Genomic DNA, 24,200 nt, shown 5'->3' on the forward strand with positions numbered 1-24,200 from the left:
AAACAGGCCTGATATTGTATGGTCAGACCACTACGAAATCTTAGCTTTCTTTTCACATTTTGTCAATGAGGGTGCTCGGGATGCGCAGGGAAGTGGTGCTCAGAGCAAGGAACGATACGTTGACAAGACACAATACGATGGAGTAGATTTAAATTAAAACATAGAATGGTCATACCATAATCTAGGTTTGCCTATAGATACAGGAGGAGAGCTGGCAGTGGAAATCTCTGAAAAAATGAATTTGTCTCATATCGTCAGTGAACGGATCAAAAATCATATTATTGAAAATGAGCTCAAGGAAGGGGAACGACTGCCTTCTGAAAAGCAGCTAATCGATATGCTGGGCGTAAGCCGTACCGTCGTCAGGGAATCATTGAAGTCGCTGGAGATGATCGGTATTCTCAAAATCAAAACGGGCGATGGTATATATGTCAATGCGTTATCGCTCAAGCCCGTGATGGATCAGGTATCATTCCGGTGGCATCAGAATGAGCGCAAGATGAAGGAGCTGCTGGCGACACGGCGCATACTGGAGCTGGGTGCCGTAGAAATGGCCATCGAGAAATACGATCTCAGTTTTATCGACCAAATGGATGTATGGAATGAAGCAATGGCAGCCAAGCTGGATAGCGGGCAAATGCCGCTCGAGGAGGATTTGCAATTTCATCAAACCTTGTTCAGAGCTACAGGTAACGAAACTTACTTTGAGCTCAGCGAATTAATTACCGATTTTTTCCTGAATATTCGGCAGCTGCACTTTGGCAATCTGGAGGATACAAAAAAATCGATTATAGAGCATCAAAGGCTGGTTGAGTACATTCGTGCGAAGGATGTAAGTAAAGCGAAGAAAGAGATGGAGCTCCATCTCCGTCCGCTGAAAAAATATACGGATTGATGAAGTAGGATCGCTGAGAGTATTTCGAATGGCAGTTTGATGATCTATCAAGCCATATGGCTGTCCGGGAGGAAGCTCCCTCGCAACAATGGTCATACCATCATATCTATTAAAGGGGGTGCTTCTGATGAAGGCGGTTTGCAGCGAGTGTCATACGGGTGTTGAACAGGTATTATCTTATTCCTGCCCCTTATGCGGGGGTGTATTGCTGCTGGATTATGAAAAGCCACAGGGCTCCTGGATGGACCCGACTGAAAATGGAATTTGGAAATTTCATCAGCTGCTGCCAGAGGTACAGAAAGAAAATCGCTTGTATGCCGGTGAAGGGATGACCCCGCTTATTAAGAGCGTAGCTTTAGCCAAGAGGCTCGGGTTAAAAGAGCTTTATTTCAAATACGAGGGTGGTAATCCGACCGGCTCTTACAAAGATCGGATCGCAGCGATGGGGATATCGTGGGCATTGGCCAGCGGACGACAAGCATGCATAGGCACCTCCTCTGGCAATGCCGGGGCAGCAGTTGCTGCTTATGCAGCTAGAGCAGGCATTCCGTACCATCTGTATGCTTTGGAGCATATGGCAGAAGCCAAGCTGGAGCAGATGCTGGCCTACAATGCGCAGGTTCGAAAGGTAGCGGGATTCGGAGTCAGTCCTGAGGTTGGAGAGCGCGTCTTCAGCCATATCTTTGCAGCCGCACAGCGTAAGGATTGGGAGGTGATGATCACAGCTTACCGATATAACCCTTTTGCGATGGAGGGTGTGAAGACGATTGCTTTTGAGCTGGCTGACCAGATGGCGGCAATGCCTTCTCATGTATATGCTCCAGCGGGTGGCGCCGGTTTATACCTGGGAATTTGGAAGGGGTTTAACGAGTTATTTCGATTCGGATATACCTCAGGTAAGCCGCAGATGGTTGCCGTACAGTCGAGTGGCTGCTCGAATATTGCTCGCGCTTATGCAAATGGGCAATCTGTTCCGGCACCTGGGGAATCGACTTCGCTGATTTCCGGTCTGCAGGTGCCGAATCCGCCAGACGGCAAGGCTGCACTGTCGGTAATGGCTGCAGGTGACGGCTCCGCAATGTCCGTGGAGGATGAGGGGATCTGGGAAGCGCAGCGAATGCTGGCAGCGGAGGAGGGCATCTTCTGCGAGCCCGCCGGAGCAGCGTCTGTCGCCGGCTTGATTCAAGCATGTGCTAGAGCAGAGCAGCCTCACGGAAATCCCGTCGTTTGTATCATCAGTGGTGTCGGCTTCAAGGATGGGGCTCGTTTATCGGCGATGGTGAGCAATAAAGTAGTGCCAACACTGCAAGCTGAGAGTCTGGATATTTAACAATTAGAGGTAGTAGTTCAATAAGTCAAGAGAGGACTGGTACCGATGAATCCTATACGGATTGGCCTCGTAGGCTTGGGGCGCTTCGCCGCACTGCATGGACGTATCTGGCAACAGATGCCGAATGTACAGGTTACGGCTATATGTGACCGCAATCCTGAGCAATTTGCGATATTCAAAGCCTGGTTCCCACAGGCGGAGTGTTATACAGATTGGCGCGAAATGCTTCAACAGCAGAAGCTGGATGCTGTCGATGTGCTCACACCGGAGCATTTGCATAAGGAGCCAGTAGTTGCAGCACTTGAAGCGGGTTTGCATGTATTCGTGGAGAAGCCGCTCGCCCACTCTCCCGAGGATGCTGCGCTGCTTATCGAAACGGCCATGAAGCATAATCGCTTGCTGATGACAGGGCATGTGCTGCGCTTTGATCCACGTTATGCAGCTGTAAAGATGAAGCTCTCCGCAGGAGAATATGGACCACTTCGATCCATATATGCCAAACGAAATAATGGCAAAGCCTTTTTCTCGATGTATAACCGCGTTGCACCTGTCTATATTCTCGGAATCCATGATATCGATTTGATGCATTGGTATATGGAGGATGATGTTTGTGAGGTGTATGCGACCAGCCCGCCTGGAGCCGATGGATCAGGCGATTTGAGCTGGGCGATGCTAACATTCTCCAAGGGGGGGATCGGCATATTGGAAAATAATTGGCTCCTCCCGGATGGTGCGTCATCCTTCGCAGATGTACGAATGGAAATAACGGCACAGGATGGAGCGATTCAAATTCATGACCCCGAACAGAGTATCTCTTATATTGGTAGTAACAAAATAGATGTGCCCTCACTTATTGCCGGATTTGAATTACATGGGAAAATCGGCGGTGCACTCGCGAATGAGCTGGAACACTTTGTAGCCTGCGTAACGGAAGGAAAAGCTTCTGAAATCTTGCTTCCGCACGATGCGCTTCGTGCTGTCCGGGTAGCGGCTGCTATAGAGCAATCCGCGACAGAACGAAGGCCTGTAAGTTTGTCCATGTACGAGGGGACGGGCCAGGCATGAAAATCTCGGAATCGGTGTATGCCATTGGCGGCGGCGATTTGGGTTACAAAATCAGCAATGCTTTCGATTGCAATATCTACTTAGTAGATGGCGGTGGTGAATATGTGGTTATCGACGCTGGCTCCGGGATGGACTCAAACGCAATTGTCGCCTGGATTCAACATGACGGTATAACCATAGAACAGATAAAAGCATTGATCTTGACCCATGCACATGCAGATCATGCGGGTGGTGCCTTCAATCTTCGTCATGATTTGTCCGTTCCGGTGCTGGCTGGCAGCCTGACAGCGGATATAGTTGCTTCCGGTGATGAAGCAAGGATTTCACTACCTGAAGCAAGGCGAAACGGGATTTATCCGGCTTGGTATCGCTTCAAGGCGTGTCCAATTGACCGGACACTGTGTATCGGGGAAACAATAGCAATAGGCAACCTGACGCTGCAAGTGATTGCGGTTCCCGGACACAGCGCCGATATGATCGCCTTATACTGCACTGAGCTTGGAGCTTTGTTTGCGGGTGACACTGTATTTAGTGGAGGCATGCTTGCGCTCCAAAGCAGTTCTGACTTTTCCTTAAGTCAATATCGCAGGACGATAGCCAATTTGTCATCGATGAACCTCAAGCAGCTATTCTCTGGTCATGGAACAGCTATTCTGGAGCATGCCAATGAGCATATTATGTTGGCACATCGACGGTTTGAAGCCGGAGAGCCACCTGAAAGTATTGTATGATCCGTTTCATGGTACAGAGCGGATTTGGTTGATGAAGGCAGGAATAGAGGAGGCACAGGGAATGGCAGATGAACGATCACTGGAAACTGAACATCATTTTGACTGGAATCAGTATGAGCGTGGTACGAAAGGCAGCTCAAGCTTAACTTTTCGAGTACATCCTGATACAGATCTGACCCTGCCGGTACTTCAGATAACAGGAGAAAAGGAAGGCCCGTCACTGCTCGTATTTGCCAGTATCCATGGCGACGAATATGAGGGGATCGATACCATACTGCGATTGTATAACCAGTTGTCCCCGCAGGATGTGATCGGCAGGCTGGTCATGCTGCCTACAGCCAACCCACTTGCTTACAGGGGAGGTACTCGAATCAGCCCGGACGATGATGTGAATTTGGCCCGTGCATTTCCCGGTGATCCAGAAGGCTCGATAACTCAACAGCTCGCCTACGTACTGCACCACCAATTTATTGCCCATGCGGATTTTCTGCTTGACCTGCACAGTGGGGGTACGCATTATGCTGTAGCAACGTTGGTTGGCTATTATCATGACGAGCATTCGGAGCTGGGCCAACGAAGCCGTGCTGCTGCCATCGCTTTCGGTATGGATCTGCTCTGGGCACATTCCACTATTGCCGCAGGCCGCAGTATTTCATCTGCTCAATCGTTGGGCATTCCGTGGTTATATACGGAAGCTTATGGAGGAAGAAGAATACGTCAGCAGGATTCAGACAGCTTTTACACAGGCTCACTCAGGTTGATGAACCATCTGAAAATGCTCGTGGCTCCAGACCAATGGGAACTGGGTAAATCTCCTGCTTCAATACAGACCATTTATGGGGACGGCAACTTCGATGCTTCCGTTGTCTCTGAAGCAGAGGGCTTTTTTATCCCTCGAGTCAAGCTCATGTCCGAGGTGCATCTTGGTGATCTTATCGGTACGATCTATGCTTTAAGTGGTGAAAGCCTTCAGGAGGTTCGAGCCTACGCCGACGGTTTTCTTGTCATGATGGTAGGAACACCCATCATCAAACGTGGTGAACCGATCTATTTGCTCGCTGCCTTACATGAATAACAGTATTAACTACATGCAGGAAAAGCTTTTCCAAGCAAGCTTACCACTACAAACCCCTAAATATTGCAAGGAGGAACAACAATGTCAGCCAGTACAACAGACAAATTTAAAGGTGTGATCGTGGCGATGAATTCCTGCTACGACAGCGAGGGCAATATCAGCACGACTGCGGTGAAGAAGTTGACACGGTTTTTAATGGATAAAGGAGTAGACGGACTTTATGTCGGTGGAAGCACGGGTGAAGGGCTGCTGCAAAGCAGTGATGAGCGTAAGCAGGTACTGGAGGCCGTGTTGGAGGAAAGTCAAAAAGCCGTCACGGTCATTGCTCATGTTGGGACATTAACGACAAAAGAAAGTGTGGATCTAGCCATTCATGCGGAGAAGGCAGGTGCAGATGCGCTGTCAGCTGTCTCACCATTCTATTACGGCTATCGTGAGGAAAGCGTTGGCAAGCATTGGATGAGGATTGTAGACAGCACCGAGCTTCCTTTTATCATTTACCATATCCCATCAACGACAGGGTTTAGCCTTACTCCAAGCCTACTGAAGGAAATGATCAAAAGCCCTAAAGTTATCGGTATTAAAATCACGACAGCCAGTACCTTCGAGCTGCAGCAATTTAAGGTTATGGGCGGACCGGGCTTCATGCTCTTTAATGGTCCTGATGAACAATTTCTGGCAGGACGGATCATGGGAGCGGATGCGGGTATCGGAGGAACCTACGGGATCATGCCCGAGTTGTTTGTGAGTCTGGAGCGTGAATACCGTGCCGGACGGATCGCTGAAGCACAGCAGCTGCAGTATACGATTAACGATATCATTGCTGACCTGTTGCAGCTGCCCATTTATGCGGCTCTAAAAGCATTGGTCAAAATGCGGGGGGTTGATTGCGGAGATGTGAGAGAGCCGCTGCCCCAGTTGTCTGAGGTTCATACCCCATTGATTGATGCTCTTTATCATAAAATTATGAATGCTGTTGGGGAGCTTAAATAACAGCCCCATACTAAGTTATTATTAGTTTCCTATCACATGATTGAGCTCCCAGACCGTTGACAGAAGTTAAGCAGCATCAGAATCCATACATCATCCGAGGATAATGGTCCTACCATCATATGAATGGATTCCTTTACCAATTATAAGGAGAGATGTTGAATGAGATCGAGGATTTGTCTAATGCTTGCCCTGCTTCTGTTAGCAGGTCTGCTTCCGAACACATGGAATGCTTCGATTGCATACGCAGGGAAATGGCTGGGAAGTGTAGGGTACTTAAATAATGACAGTTCTCCAGGAAGCGGAGTAATGGCGAACTTTGGTTACACCAATGCAGCGTATTTCGACTACTACAACCGCAGTATCGGCATCGACCTGCAAGCGTCAAGGAACTTCAATGAAATCAGGCTGATTGATGAGGACAGCACCAATCGCATTAACCACAGCTCGGATCTCACTGTTTATGTGAGCAACGATAATGTAACCTATACGCAACTGACGGGTTGGAGCTTCTGGAAGTCAGGCCAGTCTGTTATTTTGCACAATTTCTCGTCCAATGCACGATATGTTAAGGTCCATTCCAATTTCACTGATGCAGGTGCTGCGGGAACCTGGCTGAAGCAATCCAACCTGCAATCCATGCTGGAAGTGCTGCTCGTCACTCCGCATTCCGGTGCATATACGGGAACGGTTGGTTACCTGAACCAGGACATGAATCCGACTAGCGGTTCGATCGGCAGTTGGGGTGCAGCTGTCGCAGCAGCACTGGATTACAACTATCGAAGCCTTGGCATCGATTTGGGTGTTATCCGAACGTTCAATACAATCGAATTGGTTGAAAGCCAAGGGCCTTCCCGACTTGAGAAAACCGACTTGTCGGTATACGTCAGCAACGACAACATGAGTTATAGCAAGATAACCGACTGGGATTTTTTGAAGCTGGATCATACTCTTATTCTGTATAACTTGTCCGGTTCAGGAAGATACGTGAAAATTCATAATCATATCGATGATTTGGATTTTACATTTTCCAATACGAACCTGCAAAGCATGGTGTATGTAACCAATCGTCCTACCGGGGAATGGACAGCTGCGGGCGGGGGCGCATGGGCCTACAAAAAGTCCGTGCAGGTGACTAATAGCACTACAGCTTCTCTTGAAGACAGAGCTGTATATGTGACCAAAGCGGCTTTGGACACAAGTGGTCTGATTGCTGCCGGCAAGCTGCAGCAGGATTATCGCGACGTTCGCTTTGCTGATGCAGCGAATCGGGAGCTGGCTTATTACATGGATAGCAGCGGATTTTATGTTCGTATTCCGGCTCTGGCTTCAGGCAGTTCAACCATTACGATGTATTATGGTAATCCATCGGCCGAGTTTACAGGAGCGGGTCAGGAGGCTCTGCAGGTTGAATATGGCAATAAAACGTTGGTTGAGCATACGACCTCGCTGTTCAAGGATAATGTGAAGCCTGAAAAGCTGGCTAATGGAGACATCATGATGGTTGCCAATACGGTCGGTTCCACGACAAGTGGTATCTACTCCAAATATTCAACAGATGGTGGCCTTACCTGGACTGTTCCTTCGCCGATCATCAATCTAAATGATGCTGGACGGGATGAACCAGCAGCGCTGTTCGTCGATCCGGCTACAGGCATTGTGTTCCTATATTTCTATTCCTACTATGGGTATACGACGACCAATTGCTTGACAGCCGGTAACGCGTGCCGGAACGATCTATATTATGCCAAATCAACGGACAACGGTCGAACCTTTGCCCAGCCTGTAAAAATCGATACGGGTACGCTTGTTTACAATGGTGTTACCTATCCAATTAATTATAATGTCACTTATACGAATCCGATCAAGCTGGTGAATGGGGACTGGATCTTTCCTTTCGTTTACGTCAAAGCACCTGACGGATCACTGGCAACCAGTGTACTCTATTCGACCGATCAGGGGGGCACTTGGACCAAGAGTGTCAGCCAGCTTTCTGTCACCTCAAGTGGCGGCGAAGGCGGACTTTCAGAGCCATCTATTGTTCAACTGAATAATGGAAACTTATTGATGTATATGCGTCAGCAGGTCTCCGATAAATACAGACTGGCCCAAAGCACCTCGACGGATAATGGCCGGACGTGGTCTGCGCCAACCGATGCTCCTGTGTTTTCATCAAATACAATGTCGGTTATGACGCGCCACACGAATCATGATATTTTGCTGCTATGGCCAGGCAACAACAGCTTTGGTGGAACCAGCTATCTGCGTAATCCACTTACACTCGCTTACAGTTCGGATGAAGCTGCAACGTGGAGAGGTATGCGTGATATTTTAGGTCGAACCCGTCTTTCCGAAGCCGCGGTTAATCCGACCAAACGTATAGCCACACAGCCATCTACGGTTAAGGTGGATTCGGATACGTATTTATTCGGCTGGTGGGGCAATTCATTAACGACAGCACAAACGATCAGAATCGAGGATTTCAATCGTTATTTGTACCGTTCGCATGGCGTCTCGGACGGTTTTGAGTATACCGATTTAAAAAATGATTATTGGTGGAAATTGGGCGACACCGTGGAAGTCAGCAGTAATCAATCCCGAAGCGGAGCAAGCTCTTTACGGCTCTTCGATAACAATACTTCGACTTTGACAGCTGGCAGCCGACTTTTCCCTGCAATGAGAAAAGGGACCGTCAAATTCAGCGTATACGCGAACCAGCTTTCCAACCTGTTCAGCTTCTCGTTACGTGAGCCGTATTCCTACGTTCATAATGCACCTGGAACCATATTCCAGTTTATGCTGGAAACCGATGGATCATTGAAGGTATACAATACCGCGGGCAGCCGTGTTGAGCTTCCGGTTCCGACAGATTTGGCAACAGGAGTCTGGTATGATATCGAATTGAGATTCGATGTGCCCGCCAAGCAAATAGGGGTATGGGTGAACGGCAGCTTTAAAGGCAATGCGGCAAACTATTTGACGGGGGATCAAATCACCCATTTCAATATAGCTTCGGGAAGCACGGCGGGTACAGGCACGGATGTATATATCGATAATCTGAGCATACAGGATACAGAAATTGCCCTACCAACAGCAGGGACGATTGGACCGGAGCAAGCGATTTAAGTCTACGGAGTTACTGCCTGATGAACAGACGTGATGGATAAAGCTAGAAAACTACAATACCGTAACACGGCGATGCTACTATTTTACATTTAACATTAGAAAGGACGATGTTATTTCATGTCAATTTCCATTCATGCGAGTAAAGCACCGCAATTTCCACTACCGTTCTCCCATGCCATTCGTGCCGGAGACTTCCTTTACGTGTCCGGTCAGGTAGGGGTTAATCCGGATACGCTTGAGGTGTCCGGTACGACAATAGAGGAACAGACGGAGCAGTGTATCCGTAATGTCGGCGCGATTCTGGAAGCGGCTGGCGTCAGCTTCGATCATGTGGTGAAGACGAATGCTTTTCTGTCCCGTGCAGAGGATATTCCTGCTTATAATCAAGCCTACAAGAAAATAGTAGCTGCCCCATATCCAGCACGAACAACGGTTGTTAGCGGTATTGGATCTTACCTGATTGAGATTGATGTCATTGCTTATATTCCTTCCCCAAGAAGCAATGCCTGATCGGGATATGAAGGAGGTATCTGGAAGTGAAGCCTAAAGCTCTAAAAATAGCCGTTGCAGGCCTTTATCACGAGACCAATACGTTTGCTCCGGGAACGACTGGATTAACAGCTTTTTCTGCCGAGTACGTGACGGGAAGCGAGTTATTTTACAAGCGCTATGAGCATACTCAAACCTCAATGGGCGGTGTTATTGCAGCTGCCCGCAGTGTTGGGGCAGATTTAGTCGTTGGGTTGTATACGGCGGCTACACCAAGCGGTTTGGTCGAAACGGCAGCGGCCGAAGCCTCGCTGAGTGATATCGTGTATTCGATAGACGATAACATAGACGGGCTGATCCTGATTTTACATGGAGCGATGGTTGGGGAAGCGATTCCGGATATGGAAGCCGAGCTGTTGGGACGACTGCGAGAGCGTCTGGGATCCGGACTGCCGATTGCAGTTACCTTGGATTTACATGCGAATATCAGCGCCGAGATGACGGAAAGGGCCGATATTCTGGTCGGTTACGATACTTACCCTCACGTGGATATGTTCGATAGGGCAGCAGAGGCCTTCCATTTGCTTGTGAGGATGATACAGGGCGAGATCAGGCCGGTGCGGGCATTTGGTGCCACGAATATGCTGGTCATTCCTCAAGGAATGCTGACCGATCAAGGAATGATGAAAGAAGTAATGGAGCTGGCTTTTGCCATCGAAAATGATAATAAGGTATTAAACGTAACCGTAGCCGGAGGATTTCCCTACAGTGATGTACCTGCAGCCGGTATGTCCTTTGTCGTGACGACTGATGGTGACGAGGGGCTGGCTAAAGATTATGCCGCTAGTCTTGTCCAGGCCGCATGGTCACGTCGGGAGGGTTTTACTGTAAGCTTCGTTCCTCCAGCAGATGCGGTGGCTTTAGCTGTGGCCAATCCGGAAGGCCCGGTAATCCTAACCGAAGGATCAGACAATGTAGGTGGTGGGGCTCCAGGTGACGCCACGCATATACTGCAGCACTTGACGAATTTGCCTTGTAAATCGCTCATCGTTATGTGTGACCCCCAGGCCTCACAGCAAGCTAATGAAATCGGTACAGGGGGCGTGTTCCATGGGCAAGTGGGCGGGAGGCATGACATGCTTCACGGTCTGCCTGTTGAACTGAAGGGACAGATCCGTTTATTGTTCGATGGTCTTTATCATCATGTTGGTCCTTATATGACCGGCCAGCTTGCCGATATGGGACGAACGGCGGTTATAGTATGCGGTAATTTAACTGTAGTCGTAACGGAAAAGCGGACACCGCCATGGGATTTGGGACATCTGCGTTATATAGGTATATGGCCCGATGATTACCATATTATTGCTGTTAAATCGGCAATTGCCTGGCAAACCGCGCTTGGAGCATTCGCCAAACGTGTTATTCATGTGGATACACCAGGCTGCTGCTCCGCTAATCTGAGCCATTTCGACTATCAATACGTGAAAAGACCGATCTATCCCCTGGATAAACAAGCATAAGGAAAACAAGACACTCGATCATGATGCATAATGCAAAATAAAGGAGGATGCACGGCTTGAATCCATATATAACGGAAAAATCGTCACAAAAGTTTAACGAGTCCAAGCAATTTTTGGCTGGCGGGGTGGCCAGCTCATTGCGTGCTGCTATGAAGCCTGTACCGCTGTTTGTTGAAAAAGCATCCGGCTCCCGAATTGTCGATGTGGACGGTAACACCTATATCGACTATTTACTTGCCTACGGTCCGCTTATACTTGGTCATGCGCATCCTGCCCTGATTGCCAGCGTGAATGATGCTTCACAGCGCGGCGTAACCTACGGGTTGCAGCATGACGGGGAAATTCAGTTGGCCAAAAGGCTGACACAAATATTACCTTGCGCGGACAAGGTTGCACTTAGCGGCTCGGGAACGGAAGCCGTAATGCTGGCCCTTCGGCTTGCACGAGCATATAACGGTAAACGGAAAATCGTTCGTTTTCACGGTCATTATCACGGCTGGTCGGACAGTATTTTCACTTCGTTCCCAAGTCCCGATATGCATACTCTAGCTAACAAAGCAGAGAATCTTACACCGCCTGGAACCGAAGGTCAAAGCGAAAACAGTCTGGAGGATATCATACTGCTGCCATGGAATGATGCTGAAGCTCTGGAATTGGTGCTCAGACAGCAGCAGCACGAAATTGCCGCAGTCATTTCTGAGCCGGTTATGTGCAATTCAGGCTGCCTTATGCCCAAGTCGGGTTATCTGGAGCACATGCGTGCACTGACACAGGAGCTTGGCATCGTGATGATTCTTGATGAGGTCATCACGGGCTTCCGTGTCGGATTGGGTGGAGCGCACGGTCGATTCGGTCTTATGCCGGATCTTGTTACTATCGGCAAAGCGATGGGCTGTGGTATTGCAATTAGCGGCGTTGCTGGTTCGAGGGAGCTGCTTGAACAGATCGATCACGGTAAGGTCAGTCACCTGGGGACCTTAAACGGTAATGGATTGGCGACAGCCGCCGCACTGGCGACGATAACAGAGCTTTCTCGTGAAGAAGAGCAATACTACATCAAGCTGGAACAGACCGGTACGGATTTGGCCAGCGGGATTCGTGAGCTGCTTGCTTTGCATCAAATTCCGGGCGTCGTGAATCAACTCGGACCTGTATTTCATATGATGTTTACTCATGAACAGCAGGTGGAGGACTTCGACGCTTTTAATAAGCGCGATGCGGCCAAATATTCAAGGTTTGCCGAATTAATGCTGGAGGCAGGCGTACTTGTCCGCACCAGCGGTTTGTGGTATGTATCGACAGAGCATTCAGCTGTGGATGTACGCGATACACTGAAAGCTGTTGAGCAATCGCTTGTTAAATTGTAATCGAGCTAGTCCTTCAAGCTTCCAGACCCATTATAATGGGTTTAGGAAGCTTTTATATGTAGGTAAAAAGCAGACTCGGATCACAGTTTAGAGACCGCCGCGGCTGTTTTTCCCCTATCGATTAGATGAATCTGAATATTTTATAACTTCATTCTAATTGATGATAGGATTGATTTGAAGGGAGTTCAAGATAAAGTTCCGTTTTAATGAACTGTTTTTTAATGTGCTTTTCAATTATTGTTGTTAAATTATAACAATTTGTTTATTCTTAATTGCATAGCTATATTCATGCTAGGGAAAGAGGCGTTAACATTGGCAGCATCTTGTATTGGTGAACTCCGTGAAATCCATCGATTTCCAGTAAAGTCATTCGCAGGTGAACGTTTAGAGAGCGGCACAATCGAGAGATACGGATTGTATGGCGACCGCTGTTATGCTTTTATAGATGAAACCAAGGAAGGATGGGATAGCTTTATTACTGCAAGAAGTATCCCTGAAATGCTGGGTTATAAGGCGGAGCTCATGGGTGAAGGATCGGAAAATGAGTTTCCTAGTATTCATGTAACCTCGCCGTTTGGGCGGAATTTTACATGGAATGAAGTTTTGCTGGATGAAATACAAAGGTTTTCCAAGAAAAAGATAACGATGCAAAGCTATGATCCCCGGGAGTCCGACCTCTTGGCTGTTGATGCGAGCAGTATTCTGATTGTCACAACAACCTCATTACGTAAGCTTGAAGAGATCTGGGGCAAAAGATTGGATTTGCGTCGGTTTAGAGCGAACTTCATTGTGTCCTTAGATGACGAATCAATCGATGAAAGCGACTGGATCGGAAAGCGGTTAGTCGTGGGCGATACACAATTACAGGTAGATAAGTATTGCCGCCGTTGTTCCATGATTACGATTGATCCTGATACGCTGAAGCATGATACTTCTCTTTTGAGGAAAGTAAATGAGGAGATGAATTTGAACTTTGGCGTGTATGCTTCTGTAGCACAGGTGGGGCAGATTCATGTTGGTGATAAGGTGTATCTAAGTCATTGAAAATAGCAAGGAGTCATTCTTTGATGAAAATAAGAAAGTTCCAAGATTCCGATATCAATCAGATCGTTTCATTATTTTACGAAACCGTACATACCATAAACGCACGGGATTATTCAGCAGATCAGCTTCAAGCATGGGCACCAAAAGGTGAAAAAATCGCTAAGATTGCGAATTGGAAAGTTTCTTTGAGTCACAACATCACATACGTTGCGGAAATTAATGGTGAGATCGTCGGGTTTGCTGATATGACCCCCGAGGGTCACTTGGATAGACTGTATATACATAAAGATTATCAGAGGCAAGGAATAGCCGTTGCTTTGATGAATACAATTGAAGCAGATGCAAGAAAATTAGGGCTCACTGAAATGGATACGGAGGCAAGTATCACGGCAAAGCCCTTTTTCGAACGTCAAGGATATCAAACCATTCAATTGCAGGTTGTTGAACGCAATGGCGTTAATTTAGTTAATTTCAAGATGACTAAACTATTATCTAACTAAACGAATAAGTTGATTGCGTATAATTTTAGGCATTTACATTGTAAGGATGATATACAGTCTTTCGTTAAGGGGAGATGGATATTGTGAGTACAATTAGCTTTAATATATTTCAGATCCCTGCATCATCGAATAAGGCCCCACTATGGTCATATACAAATATACGCTTTCCATTAGGCCACAAAATGGGCGGATTCCATCTCCAACTTGGATACATTCATTCCAAAATATATTGTCGTCCGTTGGAGACGCCAGTGTGAAAGAAGTAATCATAAAAGTGTTGAACCAGGGGCTATCCTATATTCCGATTCTCTCGGAGGGGTTAGTCCTTTTTGCATGTCCTCACCAAGGAAAGTACGGCCTTCCGAAAGTCTGTTCTCTCTGTATGTGGAAGGGGGAATGCCCACTAATTTTTTGAATATTTTACTGAAATAAAAGGGGTCTGCGATGCCGATCTCCTTAGCGATTTCCTGAATGGGAATTTGGCTTTCGTCTAATAAATGCTTAGCCCGTTGAATCTGTAATTGATGAATATAATGAGTAATTGTCATCCCGGAGTGTTTTTTAAATACCTGGCTCAAATATTCGTAACTACGACTTAACCTTTTTTCAATAACTTCTTTAGTAAGATCGGTCTGATAAAAATCGTGGATAAAATTAAGCAGCTGTCTATAAATGTGATAAGAGGTTGGTAACGTCAAATCTTTAAAATGCTGTTCAAGCAGATCTGTGGAAATAATCTCCAGTATTTTACAAAAATGCGTAGTCATCCGAAACTTAAAATAGCCGATTGGTTTTTTTAATTCATTAACAAGTTCTTCAAAAATACCAAGTAATTTATAGCGAGGGTTTGGTTTAAAACGACGCGGGATCAGAAGCTGATCGGAATCTTTATTTTCAACCGTTCTGAGTTCGTTCTTTTCGGCATGTAAAATTTTATAATCGCTAATAGGTTTTGTCTGGGTATTTAATTCCGTTAAGGGGGACGTAGATGAAAACTGAACCCAGTAAAAAGTGGAGGGCCCCTCAGGAATTTTCCACCCCCAATGACGTTCCCACGGATTCAACAGGAACGTTTCCCCTGCTTCCAAAATGAATTTTTCATCCTCCACCTGTATGTATATCGGTCCTTCTGAAACCATTATTAACTGGTAGTAAGGGTTGTAATGATGCGCGTTAAATAGTTCATTCACACGGAATGAATTGGTCCATTTGACATCGATTGCGGATAATCGGGAGAGCGTGTAGTATTTCAACATCATCGCCTGCCTTCCTTGTTAAATTATCGTAGGTTGATGGTAACATAGGCCTGCTTTTTTTTCTACCAACAGGAGAAGCTGCCTGTATAGAACGCTTACAAAGTTTTTGTGAAACATTAAAATCGTCAATGGCGGTTTGCTAACGATGCTGATAAATTGAGTCTATATTAAAAAATGGAGGCAAACCCAATGGGAACGAGTCGACTGAATGAAACGGATTATTACCGTAAAATTTATGGGGGATGGTTAGGTAAAAATATAGGTGGTACGCTTGGATATCCGGTCGAGGGGAAAATGGAGCTGCTCGATTTAACCTATTACTCTGAGTTGTCAGAAGGTCCGCTGCCTAACGATGATTTGGATCTTCAAATCGTTTGGCTGCATGCACTGGAACAATACGGGGCACGATTGACATCCGTGGAGCTGGGTCAAGAATGGATGGAGCATGTGTTTTTTCCTTTTGACGAGTATGGCTACGCGTTAGCTAATTTGCGAAGAGGACTTGTCCCGCCGATTGCAGGGTGGTTTAACAATCCGTTTACCAACTGTATGGGTTCACCTATACGTTCTGAAATTTGGGCAATGATAGCTCCCGGATGCCCAGGTGTAGCAGCTTATTACGCGTATCAGGATGCTATTGTCGATCATGCCGGGGGGGAAGGTGTGTACGGCGAGATGTTTTTTGCTGCGATTGAAAGCGCTGCATTTTTTGAAAACGACAGAGATCGGCTCATTAATATCGGACTTACCTACATGCCGGTCGATTGTCGGACAGCTTTAGCGGTTAAGGATTTGCTTGTGTGGCATAAAGAAGGGAAAACGTGGGTTGAAGCCAGAGAATTGATCTTGAAGCACCACGGGAACCCCAATTTCACGGATGCCCCGCAAAACATTGCTTTCACCATTCTGGGATGGCTATATGGAGAAGACTTTGAAGACGCCATTCTGAAAGCTGTGAACTGCGGATATGATACCGACTGTACGGGAGCGACATTAGGTGCCATTCTCGGTATCATTTTGGGACCGGAGAATCTTCCAGAGCGCTGGCTTAAGCCGGTGGGTGACCGCATTGCGGTTAATGCTCCTATTGTCGGGTTCAACGTTCCTTTGACATTGGATGAATTAACGAGCCGAACCTTTAAGGTCGGTAAAGAAGTCGCTGCCGTGTGGGAAATTCCATTGGAATTCACTAAACAGACGGGTACTGCACTCAAGGAGGGCTTGCTTGATCATTATGATCCAAATTGGCTCTGGAACCACAGCTTTCACACCGATCGTTATCTGCTACCCAAAGGTACACGGAGCAATTTAGGGCTTGAAGTGATTGTCAACTATGGAGATGAGGGGCCTGCTATCGGTAAGCAGCAGCAAAAGGAAATAACTTTCACTATAATAAATCGCTCGAAGGAATTGTGGGAGGGTTACCTAAAGCTGGATGTACCGGATGGTTGGATCGGAAATAAGGAGGAACCGTTCATGATCAAGCCGGATCAAGAACTCTCCTGGAAAACAAAAATTACCTCGAACCATGAGCTTAAACCTGCTTACACGCTTACTTTTCAAGTTTTGCGCTATCATGACAACAACTATTGGAACAAAGAGACGCTGAATCTAAACCTATTGTGCGCAACGCATTGGAAGGTATCCGGTCCGGAAGGTTCCTTAGAGGCTTCAGCGATTTTCCCAGGGAATCGGCTTCGCTTCGCGGAAGCGTTACAGACGGACCAACCTGGAATTTATCGTGCAGTTACGACAATGATCAACCCGGGTGACAAAGAGCTGCGGCTTATCGTAGCAACTGCTAATCCTGTAAAGGCTCATTTGAATGGAGAGCTCATTATCGATGATCAGAATGAAACTGCATTCATGCCTGCCTTTCATCGGGCTTTAGAGTCGAAATTCGCGGAGATCCAACTGCCGAAGGGGAACCATCAGCTCGAGATCGAGGTGCTAAAAGGGGAGCATCCTTTAGAAGTGTATGTTCTTCCTGTAGCGCAGAAAAACACCAAAACGCCAGGTCCGTATTATTTCTTTACCGATATATTATTTGCATAAATCATAAAAAGGGGTTTTGAACATGAAAAAAAGAATAGGTTTAATCGCATCCACTACGCTCTTTGCCTCTATGCTGCTCACTGCGTGCAGCGGTGGAAATACGAGTTCTGCTCCGGCGTCATCGAAAGCCCCGGAGGCCAAATCAGCAGCTCCGGTTACGATCAATTGGTGGTCGTGGAATCCGGATGAGAACAAAGCCAAACCGTTCGTAGACAAGTTTAATGCCTCACAGTCCGAAGTTAAGGTTAATTACAAGCGTTATGAGTATAACGATTATGTCAAAACACTGAAATTGGCGATGGTATCAGGAGATGAGGTTGATGTATTCGGTATTCAGGCTGGCGCGATGGCCAAAGAATACACGGAGTTTAGCGAGGATCTTACCCCATACGCTGTCAAAGAATGGGGAAATGACTGGCAGAATCGGTTCTACGATTTAGGTCTGAAGCAATTGTTAGCGGGCAGTAAAACGCCTGCACTTCCATTCTTTAATAGTGCGGCAGGTTACCTCTTTTATAACAATACCCTCTTGGAGAAGGCAGGATTGAAACCACCAACCACGTATGCTGAATGGGTGGAATATGTGAAAGTAGCTCCATCTAAAGGGATCAATGCTCCGTTTATTCAAGGCGCCAAAGATGCTTGGCAAAATTTTGATATGTTCATTGCGATAGCCAATGAATTCGCTCCGGGTAAAATTTACGAAGCCGAAGCGGGCAAAGCCAAATGGACAGACGGTGATCTTGTGAAAGCGGCAACGACTTGGAAGGATATGTTCCAAAATGGAATTATGCAAAATGGTGCGTATGGTCTCAGCGTTTATCCGGATGCATCTGACAAATTCGCCAAAGGCGAAACGGCCATGATTATGCTCGGCACTTGGCACGATACCCGAATGACAAAGACTATCTCCGCGAATGACAAAAAGAAATATGGCTTGACTACAGACTATGAGTTTTTGGCAGCTCCGTTCCCGGATTTGAACGGAGATGGCAAACCAGGCAGCCTCTTCGGCGGTCCGGATGTCTCACTGGCCATCACTAAGGAAAGCAAGAAGAAAGAGGCAGCTTGGAAATTTGTGAAATGGATGGTATCAGAAGAGGCACAAAAGATGAACGCCGACGTCATGCAGATCCCTTCAATTAAAGGAATTCAGATCAATGATGCAGATATTGGTACCGACCGCCAGAAGGCAAATATGAAACAGCAAATGAAGGATCTTGAAAATGCTATCGGTAAACGGGAATTCCTTTATCCCGAATTGAAAACAGCTCTCGGAGATGCGCTAGCCATGATTGCAACCGGCAAAGCCACACCGGAAGAAGGGATGAAGAACGTACAAACGGCCTCCGATAAGATAAAAAAATAGGTAGGATAAAATAGGTGCAAATTTTATTTCTTCGCAGACCTTCAACCGATGTCTGGATGGTCTGCGAAGTTTTGTTTATGGAAGGAGGTTCAATCCGTATGAGCTTGCGGTTTAATAAGTGGCTGAATGTGTTATACATCCTGCCGATTCTTATTTTCTTGGGTGTGTTCATCTATTACTCATTATTCGATACATTAATCACCAGCTTTTATAAATGGAATGGAATTAGCGTGGAAAATAAACTATTTATCGGATTGGATAACTATGTGGAGCTGTTTACGGACCCGATATTTTATCAGGCGATGAAAAATACGTTTATTTATATGGTGCTGACCTTGCTCATCCAGATGGTTCTTGGTCTTTTTATCGCTCTGCTGCTGAAAACGAATGTGAAATCAAAATCCGTATATAAAACGATTTTTTTCCTTCCGGTGGTATTATCCCACTCCGTGGTCGCTTATGTGTTCAGACACATTTACGATGCGAACGACGGGAATTTAAACCATATGCTTCACGCTTTAGGACTGGATTTCATGGCGCTTGCCTGGCTGGCAGATCCCGATATTGCACTTTATTCTATCATTGCCATCAATATATGGGCATGGACCGGATTCAGCTTTGTGATGTATTATGCGGCCTTATCGCTCATTGATAAAGAATTGTATGAAGCCGCGAAAATCGATGGAGCGGGCCCACTGCGCACGGTGATCGGGATTACGTTCCCGCTCCTGCGTTCGACGCATTTTTCGTTAATCATTCTGGGTGTTATCGGTTCCTTAAAACAATTCGATTACGTGTATTTGACGACCGGCGGTGGTCCAGGGCGGGCATCAGAAATGATCTCAACGTATATTTACAAAAAAGCTATACTTGAGTACAATGCAGGGTATTCCTCCGCGTTAGCGATGATCCTGCTAGTGATTGCTTTGCTTATCACGGTTATTCAATTGCGGGCCTATCGCAACCCATAGTATCGCTTAGGAAGTAAGTTTTCTTAACGAAAATATTAGGAGGAGCTTATGTCAACAAAATCCAATAAGGCGACGACCGTTCTGAATCAAATTATACTAACTGTTATCGCAGCGATTTTTGCAACTCCCCTTGTCATTATGATGAAGGTTTCTTTGCAGGGAGAAGGGATAGGCAATTATATCGCTGTGCTAACCCATCCGGCGATCCCAAGATTTTTTCTAAACAGCCTGATCGTATCGGCCAGCACGATTGCGATCGTGTTCTGTGTCACGATATTAGCTGCTTATGCGTTCTCCAAGCTGGAGCTACCGGTTAAAGGCACTTTAATGAACCTTATTTTAATGGGCTTGATGATCCCTTCAATTGCGCTGATCGTCCCGCTATTTCTAATTGTGAAAAGCCTTGGACTATTCAACAATTATTTGGCATTGATCGGTCCGATTTGCGCCTTTACGCTGCCATTTACCCTGCTGCTCGCCAAAAACTTCATGGATGATCTACCTAATCAACTGATGGATGCCGCGCGAATTGACGGCTGCGGTTCTTTTAAAACGCTGCTGTTTATTATCGCTCCATTATGCAAGCCAATGTCTGTAGTAGTGATCATCTGGGGTTTCTTGAATTCGTGGAACGAATACTTTTTGGCGCTTGTCTTCATGCGTAAGGACACCATGCAGACGATTACGCAGGCACCGCAATTTTTTACCGGCGAATATTCGGTGGATATCGGTAAAATCTTTGCATCTTTAGTATTAATTAGTCTTCCAGTGGTTATCGCCTACTTGTCCCTGCAAAAGTATTTTGAGGATGGAATGACGACGGGGGCTATTAAATAAAGGTATCGGCTTACTTTGATGAAGATAATTATCCGGCAGCATGACCGCAACAACAGTGTTTATCGATTCTGATTGCCATATGATGATTGATGGTATAGCATAAATAGCACTCGGCCATTTATAAAGGAGTACATTAATGGAAATCCGCATGTTAGGTCCTAATGAATCACCCCCCATGGATTTGCTATTATCAGCAGACCCCTCTGAACGGATTGTTAGAGAATATTTGGAACGAGGGCAATGTTATGTGGCAGAGCTGAGCGAAGCTGTTATCGCCGTTTATGTATTACTGCCAACAAGACCTAATACCGTTGAACTGGTGAATATAGCCGTCCATGAGGATCATCAAAGCAGAGGAATAGGAAAACAGTTAGTCCACCACGCCATTCATAACGCTAAATTACAGGGATATAAAACAATCGAGGTTGGCACGGGCAACTCTGGGATCGGACAGCTGGCGCTATACCAAAAATGTGGGTTTAGAATGATTGGCATAGATAGGGATTTTTTTGTCAGACACTATGCGGAAGAAATTGTTGAAAACGGTATCCCCTGTAGAGACATGGTGAGATTATCTCAGGAAATATAAGAAAAGCTGCCGCGAGGCAGCTTATTTATTTTAAGAGGTAGAGAAAGCTATTAGTAACCAGATTTCGGCATTATCTGCCCCAATTCCAGTTGTAATTGATTAGAAATCGGCCCCATCGGTAAACGCAGGGTGTCAGATGAGATGATGCCATGTCGGGCAAGTATCCATTTTATAGGTGAGGGATTCGATTCCTGAAAAAGACCTCGAATCAACGGGACCAGTAGATCAAATGCCTGTTTGGCTTGAATAAAGTTACCATTGCTGGCAAGACGAAAGACATGGATTAAAGCTTCTGGAATGACATTCGCTGAGGCCAGCATACCACCACTCGCCCCCTGACTTAACATGGCGTGGAAATAAAGGTCTTCCCCACAAAGAATCGGCTTCGTATCATGACGTGTCAACTCCGAGATGAGCTCAATGCCGCCTGAGCTATCTTTTAAACCGATAACCCCGTTCAAATCCATAATTTTTCTTATCGTATCCGTGGTTAACCGAACTCCAGTACGGGAAGGGACCTCGTAGGCAATAATCGGTACTCCAACCTGTGCCACCCTCCGATAATGTTCAAGAATGCCCTCTTGCGAAGGTCGACTATAGTAGGGCGTCACAACGAGAACAGCATCTGCGCCTAATAACCCTGCCATTTCTGTTCGTTTCACTGTAGAAACGGTGCTATTCGTTCCTGTGCCGATGACAATGGGTATTCGTTTCTGCTGCATACATGCCTGTGTCGTCTGTACGAGCTCGCTCACCTCTTCCCACATAACCGTCGGTGCTTCGCCGGTAGTACCGTTAATAACCAACCCTTGAATATCGTGTGCCAACAGCTTCCCGATGTAATTCCGATACGAATCCAGATCTAACTCTTCATTCCCAGTGAAGGGGGCTACAACGGGTACATAAATGCCTTTTACATCCGTTTCATTCATCATAACGATTCCTCCTGTTTTTCTTTCGTGAATTTACTTTACCATGGAATATTACATCATAGTTATCTATAATAAGTGATAGATAGTATCAATAATATTGATGTGTGGGGGATATGATGGAGCTTATCTATTTGCAAACCTTCAGGGAAGTAGCGGTACGTCAAAGCTTTACCCGGGCAGCCGAAGAGCTTGGGTATGCACAATCCAGTGTGACCATGCAGATTCAAAAATTGGAAAAGGCTTATGAAGTCAAGCTATTTGAACGATTTGGCAGAGGGCTTCGTCTGACTTCGGCTGGGGAGGAGCTGCTAAAGATCGCTGTTCAGATGCTTGATCTATATCAGGAGTCTAAGGAAAAGCTGGCCAAGCAAGGAGGGGGGACTCTTTCAATCGGAACGATTGATTCATTGGCTTCATATTTTCTTCCACCTTGGATTCAGCATATTCGACAGCAATACCCTGATCTAGCCATCCGACTTCAGCCTGATCGTGAAGCACTCATTATAAACAAAGTAAGGGAAGGCGAAGTCGATATCGGGCTTATCCTGGAAAATAAACCGTCAGATCCAACGCTCGGGTGGATCAAGATTAAAGAAGAACCTCTGGTGCTGATCGCCAATCCGAATCATCCGTTAGCTGCACTTAGTAACATACAGTTGGAGCAGCTAATTGGTGTTGAGTGGATTATGGCAGAGGATAGCTGCAATTACCGGATTATGCTGGAAAAGGTACTGCGGACACATGGAATTTCGTATCGAATCGGATTGGAATTAGGCAACCCCGAAGCTATTAAAAGATGTGTTAGGGTCGGTTCAGGTATTTCCTTATTGCCGAGAATGGCAGCTGAAGAAGAGATACAGAGAGGGGAATTAGTAGTCCTTCCATTTGCACATCCCGACATACGATTGGACCTGCACATGGTTATTCACCCGAAAAAATGGATGTCACACGCACTGTCGGATTTTATAGAAATGCTCAAGTCGAGTTCATAAACGGGGAGATTGTAGTGCCTAACCATGAAAGAATCGGTCCATCATTATTTAGATTAGGGATGGATTATTATTTACTTGTGGTCAAATGTATAATACAATCTTTGCGGAGTATAAACTGATAGCATTTAACTATTTTCGATTGTGTTAGGAGTTGTTGACGATTAAGCACTTAGCTGGCCTTATTGTAGTAGTCATCATTTTATTTGTGGCTTGGAATCATTTTTCTAAATCTGAAGTTCAAGAAGAACCGATCAAGCCTGTGCAAGTCCAGAAAAAAACGCACACTAAGGAAGAAAAAAATGCGGCCATGCTAGCGATTATTAACGGGGAAACAGATAAAGTGCGAGCTGCACTGGAGGATGGGATGTCTCCTGACTCGATTGCACGTGTGCCTGGCGTTAAGATTGAACTGTCCTTTCTGGAGATCGCTGTCCGCAAGAACCGTCCGGATATCGTCAAGCTTTTGTTTGATAAAGGCGCTAGTATTGACGTCCGGGTGAAAATTGACCCGAAGGATCCCGACAACACCTCGAACTTTCCTGTGATGTATGAAGTTATTTACGGAGGAAACGTCGAAGTGGCCAGTATTATCCTTGAGCATCTAAGCCCATCGGATCAAAGCTATAAGGGTATCTTCGCTGGATTGTCCTGGGCGGTTGCCAAGAATGCAAACACGAAGCTGGTTCAATTGTTGATTGACAAAGGGGCCGATGTGAATTATTCATGGAACGCACAAACACCTCTTATTCATGCGATAGATGAAAACAACATGGAAACCCTGCAGGTGCTTGTCAAAGCCGGAGCAGATCTTGATAGGCTGGCCCCATATGGGGAGTATTGGGTTAACGAGAAAAAAAGATATATTCCTAAACAATTTACCGCCCTAGATGCGGCTAAGATCTGGGAGCGTCGTAATATGTACGACTATTTGAAAAGTGCGGGTGGAAAGGGTGTGCTGTATCCGTAAAACAAGGTGAGGTTGCCCTGGACCAGCTTCACCCAACTAGAAACGCCACGTGGGCCCGACAACCACAATGTGCGTCACAACATACGCTCAGTATTTACGG

The 24,200-nt window shown here is 46.2% G+C and carries 21 protein-coding genes; 19 read left to right on the forward strand and 2 right to left on the reverse strand.

From position 1 onward, the window contains the following. The first annotated feature begins 217 nt into the window (after positions 1-217). From BK127_RS13545 to BK127_RS13600, 12 genes are all read left to right on the forward strand, one after another. Complete coding sequence (locus BK127_RS13545; protein WP_076230764.1) at positions 218-895, forward strand: FadR/GntR family transcriptional regulator; 678 nt, start codon at positions 218-220, stop codon at positions 893-895. A gap of 127 nt (positions 896-1,022) precedes the next feature. Further along, the gene (locus BK127_RS13550) at positions 1,023-2,225 is read left to right on the forward strand and encodes a threonine synthase (RefSeq protein ID WP_179097476.1); all 1,203 of its coding nucleotides are present in this window, start codon (positions 1,023-1,025) and stop codon (positions 2,223-2,225) included. Positions 2,226-2,270: 45 nt separating this feature from the next. After that, positions 2,271-3,290, forward strand: a complete 1,020-nt coding sequence (locus tag BK127_RS13555) for a Gfo/Idh/MocA family oxidoreductase (RefSeq protein WP_076230767.1) — start codon at positions 2,271-2,273, stop codon at positions 3,288-3,290. After that, positions 3,287-4,021 carry an MBL fold metallo-hydrolase gene (locus tag BK127_RS13560; protein ID WP_076230770.1) on the forward strand — a complete coding sequence of 245 codons (735 nt, stop codon included), beginning with the start codon at positions 3,287-3,289 and terminating at the stop codon, positions 4,019-4,021. The genes BK127_RS13555 and BK127_RS13560 overlap by 4 nt, the downstream gene beginning before the upstream one ends. Next, a complete protein-coding gene (locus BK127_RS13565) occupies positions 3,957-5,096 on the forward strand; it encodes a succinylglutamate desuccinylase/aspartoacylase family protein (RefSeq protein ID WP_179097477.1) in 1,140 nt (379 codons plus the stop codon). The genes BK127_RS13560 and BK127_RS13565 overlap by 65 nt, the downstream gene beginning before the upstream one ends. A gap of 81 nt (positions 5,097-5,177) precedes the next feature. After that, positions 5,178-6,089 (forward strand): dihydrodipicolinate synthase family protein, encoded by a 912-nt coding sequence (locus BK127_RS13570; RefSeq protein ID WP_076230775.1) that lies wholly within the window; start codon positions 5,178-5,180, stop codon positions 6,087-6,089. A gap of 159 nt (positions 6,090-6,248) precedes the next feature. Next, positions 6,249-9,212 (forward strand): DUF2341 domain-containing protein, encoded by a 2,964-nt coding sequence (locus tag BK127_RS13575; RefSeq protein ID WP_083689287.1) that lies wholly within the window; start codon positions 6,249-6,251, stop codon positions 9,210-9,212. A gap of 117 nt (positions 9,213-9,329) precedes the next feature. Beyond that, positions 9,330-9,722, forward strand: coding sequence for a RidA family protein (locus BK127_RS13580; protein ID WP_076230781.1), 393 nt, complete (start codon positions 9,330-9,332; stop codon positions 9,720-9,722). A 26-nt stretch (positions 9,723-9,748) separates the two neighbouring features. After that, complete coding sequence (locus BK127_RS13585) at positions 9,749-11,221, forward strand: M81 family metallopeptidase (protein WP_076230784.1); 1,473 nt, start codon at positions 9,749-9,751, stop codon at positions 11,219-11,221. Between the two features lie 56 nt (positions 11,222-11,277). Beyond that, positions 11,278-12,588, forward strand: coding sequence for an aspartate aminotransferase family protein (locus tag BK127_RS13590; protein WP_256711295.1), 1,311 nt, complete (start codon positions 11,278-11,280; stop codon positions 12,586-12,588). A 312-nt stretch (positions 12,589-12,900) separates the two neighbouring features. Beyond that, entirely contained in the window at positions 12,901-13,632 is a 732-nt protein-coding gene (locus BK127_RS13595) for an MOSC domain-containing protein (protein ID WP_256711296.1), read from the forward strand. Positions 13,633-13,655: 23 nt separating this feature from the next. Continuing rightward, positions 13,656-14,132 (forward strand): GNAT family N-acetyltransferase, encoded by a 477-nt coding sequence (locus BK127_RS13600; RefSeq protein WP_076230790.1) that lies wholly within the window; start codon positions 13,656-13,658, stop codon positions 14,130-14,132. A 266-nt stretch (positions 14,133-14,398) separates the two neighbouring features. Here BK127_RS13600 and BK127_RS13605 read toward each other — a convergent pair whose 3' ends face one another. Continuing rightward, positions 14,399-15,391 carry an AraC family transcriptional regulator gene (locus tag BK127_RS13605; RefSeq protein WP_076230793.1) on the reverse strand — a complete coding sequence of 331 codons (993 nt, stop codon included), beginning with the start codon at positions 15,389-15,391 and terminating at the stop codon, positions 14,399-14,401. Positions 15,392-15,577: 186 nt separating this feature from the next. On the opposite strand from BK127_RS13605, the gene BK127_RS13610 reads away from it, so the two are divergent. From BK127_RS13610 to BK127_RS13630, 5 genes are all read left to right on the forward strand, one after another. Further along, on the forward strand, positions 15,578-17,443 hold the full coding sequence (locus BK127_RS13610; protein ID WP_076230796.1) for an ADP-ribosylglycohydrolase family protein: 1,866 nt from the start codon (positions 15,578-15,580) through the stop codon (positions 17,441-17,443). A 22-nt stretch (positions 17,444-17,465) separates the two neighbouring features. After that, the gene (locus BK127_RS13615) at positions 17,466-18,812 is read left to right on the forward strand and encodes an ABC transporter substrate-binding protein (protein ID WP_076230798.1); all 1,347 of its coding nucleotides are present in this window, start codon (positions 17,466-17,468) and stop codon (positions 18,810-18,812) included. Positions 18,813-18,910: 98 nt separating this feature from the next. Beyond that, positions 18,911-19,783, forward strand: coding sequence for a carbohydrate ABC transporter permease (locus tag BK127_RS13620; protein WP_179097478.1), 873 nt, complete (start codon positions 18,911-18,913; stop codon positions 19,781-19,783). A gap of 48 nt (positions 19,784-19,831) precedes the next feature. Beyond that, entirely contained in the window at positions 19,832-20,620 is a 789-nt protein-coding gene (locus tag BK127_RS13625) for a carbohydrate ABC transporter permease (protein ID WP_076230800.1), read from the forward strand. Between the two features lie 136 nt (positions 20,621-20,756). Continuing rightward, positions 20,757-21,209 carry a GNAT family N-acetyltransferase gene (locus BK127_RS13630; RefSeq protein WP_076230803.1) on the forward strand — a complete coding sequence of 151 codons (453 nt, stop codon included), beginning with the start codon at positions 20,757-20,759 and terminating at the stop codon, positions 21,207-21,209. A gap of 50 nt (positions 21,210-21,259) precedes the next feature. On the opposite strand, the gene dapA is transcribed toward BK127_RS13630, so the two are convergent. After that, positions 21,260-22,144, reverse strand: coding sequence for a 4-hydroxy-tetrahydrodipicolinate synthase (gene dapA, locus BK127_RS13635; protein ID WP_076230805.1), 885 nt, complete (start codon positions 22,142-22,144; stop codon positions 21,260-21,262). 113 nt (positions 22,145-22,257) lie between these two features. On the opposite strand from dapA, the gene BK127_RS13640 reads away from it, so the two are divergent. Together BK127_RS13640 and BK127_RS13645 are read left to right on the forward strand one after the other, a co-directional pair. Beyond that, positions 22,258-23,133, forward strand: a complete 876-nt coding sequence (locus BK127_RS13640; protein ID WP_076230807.1) for a LysR family transcriptional regulator — start codon at positions 22,258-22,260, stop codon at positions 23,131-23,133. A gap of 154 nt (positions 23,134-23,287) precedes the next feature. Next, a complete protein-coding gene (locus tag BK127_RS13645) occupies positions 23,288-24,100 on the forward strand; it encodes an ankyrin repeat domain-containing protein (RefSeq protein WP_076230809.1) in 813 nt (270 codons plus the stop codon). Positions 24,101-24,200: the final 100 nt, after the last annotated feature.

The organism is Paenibacillus sp. FSL H7-0331 (assembly GCF_001956045.1).

Coding starts and splice junctions, on each gene's coding strand:
- BK127_RS13605 (WP_076230793.1), bottom strand. CDS start 15,391: ATGATGTTGAAATACTACACGCTCTCCCGATTATCCGCAATCGATGTC.
- BK127_RS13560 (WP_076230770.1), top strand. CDS start 3,287: ATGAAAATCTCGGAATCGGTGTATGCCATTGGCGGCGGCGATTTGGGT.
- BK127_RS13610 (WP_076230796.1), top strand. CDS start 15,578: ATGGGAACGAGTCGACTGAATGAAACGGATTATTACCGTAAAATTTAT.
- BK127_RS13625 (WP_076230800.1), top strand. CDS start 19,832: ATGTCAACAAAATCCAATAAGGCGACGACCGTTCTGAATCAAATTATA.
- BK127_RS13565 (WP_179097477.1), top strand. CDS start 3,957: ATGAGCATATTATGTTGGCACATCGACGGTTTGAAGCCGGAGAGCCAC.
- BK127_RS13620 (WP_179097478.1), top strand. CDS start 18,911: ATGAGCTTGCGGTTTAATAAGTGGCTGAATGTGTTATACATCCTGCCG.
- BK127_RS13600 (WP_076230790.1), top strand. CDS start 13,656: ATGAAAATAAGAAAGTTCCAAGATTCCGATATCAATCAGATCGTTTCA.
- dapA (WP_076230805.1), bottom strand. CDS start 22,144: ATGATGAATGAAACGGATGTAAAAGGCATTTATGTACCCGTTGTAGCC.
- BK127_RS13630 (WP_076230803.1), top strand. CDS start 20,757: ATGGAAATCCGCATGTTAGGTCCTAATGAATCACCCCCCATGGATTTG.
- BK127_RS13615 (WP_076230798.1), top strand. CDS start 17,466: ATGAAAAAAAGAATAGGTTTAATCGCATCCACTACGCTCTTTGCCTCT.
- BK127_RS13640 (WP_076230807.1), top strand. CDS start 22,258: ATGGAGCTTATCTATTTGCAAACCTTCAGGGAAGTAGCGGTACGTCAA.
- BK127_RS13570 (WP_076230775.1), top strand. CDS start 5,178: ATGTCAGCCAGTACAACAGACAAATTTAAAGGTGTGATCGTGGCGATG.
- BK127_RS13555 (WP_076230767.1), top strand. CDS start 2,271: ATGAATCCTATACGGATTGGCCTCGTAGGCTTGGGGCGCTTCGCCGCA.
- BK127_RS13550 (WP_179097476.1), top strand. CDS start 1,023: ATGAAGGCGGTTTGCAGCGAGTGTCATACGGGTGTTGAACAGGTATTA.
- BK127_RS13580 (WP_076230781.1), top strand. CDS start 9,330: ATGTCAATTTCCATTCATGCGAGTAAAGCACCGCAATTTCCACTACCG.
- BK127_RS13575 (WP_083689287.1), top strand. CDS start 6,249: ATGAGATCGAGGATTTGTCTAATGCTTGCCCTGCTTCTGTTAGCAGGT.